This window comes from Microcystis sp. M53603_WE2 (genome assembly GCF_030065435.1).
This window is the reverse complement of record NZ_JASJFF010000999.1, coordinates 1-3,673: the sequence shown is the minus strand read 5'-3', so window position 1 is coordinate 3,673 and position 3,673 is coordinate 1. Positions and strand designations below refer to the sequence as shown.

Genomic DNA, 3,673 nt, shown 5'->3' with positions numbered 1-3,673 from the left:
TGTTAAAGTCCGATGTTCATGCTGCGAAAATAGGATTGGGACTTTCAAAAACCTTGCATTATCCTTCTTGTAGTACATCGCTTGGTACAAAAAACAAGGGCAACAAAGCCTGAAACGACTGGCTCCTGACGACCGGCTACTGACTCCTACCCCCAGGAAAAACTTTTTCAGCAGACCCTAATTACACATTTCGATCAAGCTTTTGCTCCTTGCCTATCTTCACTAGGAAATTTATTTTGCATGACTACTTATTACCTAAAGATTGATGAGATTATTTAACGATTGATCCACAACTATCGGGGGTTATTTACCTAAGAGATAAGTAAATATTATTTTAAGTTTATTTAAGGCTGTCATTACTAATGCTAAGTTGAGCCGGGTAAATTTTCCTGTAGTATCAAAAGGAAAACTCATTCGACCCGTTCAGTTTAAACGGCGAGAGAAGGGATTTTAAGACTGAGGAACAACCTATGGCAAAAAAAACAAAGACAACCACTTATAAAGTCACCCTGAAAACACCTGGTGGCGACCAGACAATTGATGTTCCCGATAATGAATATATTCTCGAGGCAGCAGAAGCAGAAGGATTAGATTTACCCTTTTCTTGCCGTGCTGGTGCTTGCTCTAGTTGCGCTGGTCAAATCGAATCTGGTAGCGTTGATCAGTCTGATCAATCCTTCTTAGATGATGATCAAATTGAAGCGGGTTATGTCCTCACCTGTGTCGCCTATCCTACTTCTGACTGTGTGATCGTCACCCACAAAGAAGAAGATTTGTACTAATTTAACTCAATATTTATTTGGGGGTTAGATACTCCAACAATAATAGAGCGGGAACTGCAAGAGCGACAGTTCTCGCTTTATTTGTATTTTTGCCTCTTGACTCGACAGTGAGATACAGCCAAAAAATTAATCCTGCTAGAGGTTTTCTACAAATTCATAATTATATGGTAGTATAGTTATAAAGTTATATAAAGGGAGTCAGAGATAATGCTATTCCGTCAGATGTTTGATCCCGAAACCAGCACTTATACTTATTTGATTGCCGATCCCGTCAGCAAGGAAGCGGTATTGGTGGATCCAGTGCGGGAACAGGTGGAAAGGGATGATCGGCAATTACAGGAGCTAGGATTAACGCTAAAATACTGTTTAGAAACCCATATTCACGCCGATCACGTCACAGGAACTGGAAAATTAAGGCAAATCACAGGCTGTCTGGGTATAGTTCCCGAAAATGCTCAAGTAGCCTGTGCTGATCGCCATCTGGCAGATGGAGAGGGATTGTTACTAGGAAATATCACCATCAAAGGGATCGCTACTCCTGGTCACACCGATAGTCATCTAGCCTATTTAGTCAATAACAGTCATATTTTGACGGGAGATGCCCTATTTATCCGAGGTTGTGGTCGTACCGACTTCCAAAGCGGCGATGCTGGTACCCTCTTTGATTCGGTCACGCAAAAACTTTTCACTCTCCCCGATAGTACCCTAGTTTATCCCGGCCACGACTATCGCGGTTTAACTGTCTCCACCATTGCCGAAGAAAAACAATACAATCCCCGTTTTGTCGGACGTAACCGCAGACAATTTATCGAGTTTATGAACAGTCTTAATTTACCAGATCCCAAAAAGATCATGGAGGCAGTTCCCGCTAACCAAGGCTGCGGTAATTTAGGAGTTGTTTTAGCTTCAAGATCCATTCAGGAGATTAACGATGACCAATACCACAAATCAGGCAAAATTACTAGAATTTGATGCCCATACTTTAAAAAACTTAATTGAGCGTCGAGAAGTTTGCTTAATTGACGTGCGAGAACCGGGGGAGTACGCAAGCGATCGCATTCCAGGGGCGAAATTAGTACCACTTTCCAGTTTTAACCCCGATTTGATCGCTTTTGACCCCAATCAAACCCTAGTTCTCTACTGTAATTCCGGCAGCAGATCCACTGTAGCAGCACAAAAACTGATTGCGGCAGGATTTAGCCAAGTTGCCCAGCTTAAAAACGGCTTAAATACTTGGAAAAGTGCGGGTTATGCCACCGAAAAAGACCAAAATGCGCCAATTAGCCTATTCCGTCAGGTGCAGATCGTCGCTGGTTCCTTAGTAGTCCTCGGAACAGTATTAGGAGCCTTTCTCTCGCCTTGGTTCCTGATTTTAAGCGGTTTTGTCGGTTCTGGTCTAGTTTTTGCGGGGATTAGTAATACCTGTGCTTTAGCTATGCTTCTGGCTAAACTTCCCTATAATCAACCCCATCAGTAAGCAGTAATCAGTCATCAGTAATCAGTAACCAGTAAATAATGAAATATGATTTGCTGATAACTGATAACAAGAGAAGAATCTAAAACCTAAGATGTACTTAGTTTCTAGCCTTCTTTTTAGGTAGGAGAATTGTCAGATTCTTTACTTGGGGCCTGTTGCCTTCAGAAACTGATAACTGATAACTGATAACTGATAACTGAAATGACTTGGTTAATTGGACATTTATTAGCCGTTTGTACGGGGATTAGTCTGGGATTGTTAGGAGGAGGAGGTTCTGTACTAGCATTACCGATTCTAGTCTATGTGATGGGAGTACCGACCAAATCTGCGATCGCTATGACGCTTCTAGTCATCGGTAGTGTCAGTTTACTCGGCACGATTCCCCACTGGAAAAAAGGCAACATTAACTTAAAAACCGCTTTTATCTTCGGTTCTGCCACGATGGTAGGGGCTTTTTTGGGAGCAAGATTAGCCACATTTCCCTTTGTCACTGCCACCTTCCAGATGCTCCTGTTTGCGACACTAATGCTCCTAGCGGCAGCCTTTATGATCCGCAGATCAGCACAGATAGATAATCCTGATTATAAAGCCCGCGATCGGCAAAAAAATCTGACTCTCTACCCCCAACCAGTCTGCCGATATTGCTGGCTCTGGTTAATGAGCGAAGGAATTGCTGTGGGTGTCCTGACGGGATTAGTTGGGGTTGGGGGAGGCTTCGCTATCGTTCCCGCGCTGGTATTATTGGGTAAAATCCCCATGGTTCAAGCGATCGCCACTTCCCTGCTGATTATTTTCCTCAATTCTGTAGCCGGATTACTGGGTTATTTAGGTCATATTAGCGTCGATTGGCAGTTAACCCTATCCTTTGCTTTTGCGGCTGCTCTCGGTACTCTTATCGGTTCCTATCTGGGACAGTTTGTGTCCGCAAAACAGTTACAAAAAGGTTTTGGTTATTTTCTCTTAGCGATCGCAACTTTAGTTTTAATTCAAAATCGTCATATCCTGTACAATTTCCTGACTCCGAAAGGCAATTCTATCATCCCAGCGGAGAAGACTATCAATCGAACTGAAGTCAATTAAATCTCGATACTGGGAGAATTGCTGCAATACTGATCAGCTGCTTGCCTATCCACATCACTTGTTAAAACTACATGGGAGAGGCACTGGAGCTTTTTGCTGTTTAAGACTGATAACTGATAACTTACCCACTGATAACTGATCACTGATCACTGATTATCGGCCCACTTCAGCGAAAATCTCGGCTAAAATCTCCCCAGCACCAGCCTCGCGCACTTTATGGGCTAAATCTCGTCCTAAGACTTCCCCATGGCTAGGATCACCGCTAACCGAGTCCTTAATCAGGCGCTTACCGTCGAGACTAGCCACCATACCCGTTAAAGTTAGGATACCATCC

At 43.2% G+C, this 3,673-nt stretch carries 4 protein-coding genes and 1 pseudogene; 4 read left to right on the top strand and 1 reads right to left on the bottom strand.

The features are described from left to right. Positions 1 to 470: 470 nt before the first annotated feature. The 4 genes from PX481_RS21165 to PX481_RS21150 all read left to right on the top strand — a co-directional run bounded on the left by PX481_RS21165 (position 471) and on the right by PX481_RS21150 (position 3,339). Positions 471 to 782, top strand: a complete 312-nt coding sequence (locus PX481_RS21165; RefSeq protein ID WP_002758813.1) for a ferredoxin — start codon at positions 471 to 473, stop codon at positions 780 to 782. A gap of 207 nt (positions 783 to 989) precedes the next feature. Beyond that, positions 990 to 1,754 carry an MBL fold metallo-hydrolase gene (locus PX481_RS21160; RefSeq protein WP_284526102.1) on the top strand — a complete coding sequence of 255 codons (765 nt, stop codon included), beginning with the start codon at positions 990 to 992 and terminating at the stop codon, positions 1,752 to 1,754. Continuing rightward, positions 1,714 to 2,259, top strand: a complete 546-nt coding sequence (locus PX481_RS21155; RefSeq protein ID WP_002758815.1) for a rhodanese-like domain-containing protein — start codon at positions 1,714 to 1,716, stop codon at positions 2,257 to 2,259. The genes PX481_RS21160 and PX481_RS21155 overlap by 41 nt, the downstream gene beginning before the upstream one ends. 201 nt (positions 2,260 to 2,460) lie before the next feature. Continuing rightward, entirely contained in the window at positions 2,461 to 3,339 is an 879-nt protein-coding gene (locus PX481_RS21150; RefSeq protein WP_288095824.1) for a sulfite exporter TauE/SafE family protein, read from the top strand. Positions 3,340 to 3,492: 153 nt separating this feature from the next. Here the strand turns inward: PX481_RS21150 and PX481_RS21145 are convergent. Beyond that, a pseudogene (locus PX481_RS21145) lies at positions 3,493 to 3,673 on the bottom strand (hydroxymethylbilane synthase); the annotation flags it as partial.

Coding starts and splice junctions, on each gene's coding strand:
- PX481_RS21165 (WP_002758813.1), top strand. CDS start 471: ATGGCAAAAAAAACAAAGACAACCACTTATAAAGTCACCCTGAAAACA.
- PX481_RS21160 (WP_284526102.1), top strand. CDS start 990: ATGCTATTCCGTCAGATGTTTGATCCCGAAACCAGCACTTATACTTAT.
- PX481_RS21155 (WP_002758815.1), top strand. CDS start 1,714: ATGACCAATACCACAAATCAGGCAAAATTACTAGAATTTGATGCCCAT.
- PX481_RS21150 (WP_288095824.1), top strand. CDS start 2,461: ATGACTTGGTTAATTGGACATTTATTAGCCGTTTGTACGGGGATTAGT.